Source organism: Rothia sp. HMSC08A08, from assembly GCF_001808385.1.
Taxonomy (GTDB): Bacteria; Actinomycetota; Actinomycetes; order Actinomycetales; family Micrococcaceae; genus Rothia; species Rothia dentocariosa.
Genome location: NZ_KV793077.1, coordinates 1 through 1108 on the forward strand (window position 1 = coordinate 1; position 1108 = coordinate 1108).

General features: G+C 65.5%; 1 pseudogene. It reads right to left on the minus strand.

From position 1 onward, the window contains the following. Positions 1–96 precede the first annotated feature (96 nt). Positions 97–1108, minus strand: a pseudogene (locus tag HMPREF3164_RS07645) (IS256 family transposase); the annotation flags it as partial.

Sequence of the window (1108 nt, forward strand, 5' to 3'; positions counted from 1 at the left end):
TTCGAAGTACTTCACCATCGAAAGAGACTCGTAGTTTTTCCGTGGGTGAGTAGTCAAGTCCCTGGTAGTGGTGTAGGGGCCCTTCGTGGTTAGGGGTCAGTGGGTCAGTGTCGGGGGCGTGTCTGGATGGCCGTCCTGGAGCTTGTTGGTGGTCTGGCACTGTTTGAGGGTGTCCAGGCTGAGGTAGCGGCGGCCCTCAGCCCATTCGTCGGTCTGCTCGGCCAGGACGGCGCCGACCAGGCGGATGATGGCGTCCCTGTTGGGGAAGATGCCCACTGAGTCGGTGCGGCGGCGGATCTCCTTGTTGAGGCGTTCTTGGGGGTTGTTGGACCAGATCTGCCGCCATACCTCGACGGGGAAGGCGGTGAAGGCCAGCAGGTCAGCTCGCGCGGCGTCGAGGTGGTCAGCGGCCTCGGGCAGCAGGTCACGGGTGTAGTCCAGGAGGCGGTCGAACTGGGCCTCGACGGCTGCTGCGTCGGGCTGGTCGTAAACCGAGTGGAGCATGGTCTTGAGGGCCGGCCAGGCGCTCTTGGGGGTCACTGTCATCAGGTTGGCGGCGTAGTGGGTGCGGCAGCGCTGCCAGGTCGCTCCGGGCAGGTTCGCGGCGATGGCCTCGACCAGACCCGTGTGGGCGTCAGAGGTGACAAGTCGTACCCCTCCCAGGCCTCGGGCGACCAGGTCGGCGAGGAACTCGTTCCACGCTGCTCCGCTCTCGCAGGTGTGGCTACCCGCAGGCCCAGGACTTCGCGGTGTCCGTCGGCGTTGACCCCAGTGGCTGTCAGGACCACCGCACTGACCACGCGACCGCCTTCGCGGACCTTCATGGTCAGGGCGTCGGCCGCTACGAAGATGAAGGGGCCGGCATCGCCCAGGGGCCGGTTGCGGAAGGAGGCGACGTGCTCGTCGAGCTCGGCCGCCATGCGTGAGACCTGTGACTTCGAAAGCGAGTTGATGCCCAAAGTACCTATCAGCTTGTCCATGCGTCGGGTGGAGACCCCGGCCAGGTAGGCGTCGGCGACCACCGTGATCAGCGCGGACTCGGCCCGTTTGCGGCGCTCGAGCAGCCAGTATATGTTCAGGAGGCGGCACTTCCTCTTATCCGATGAGC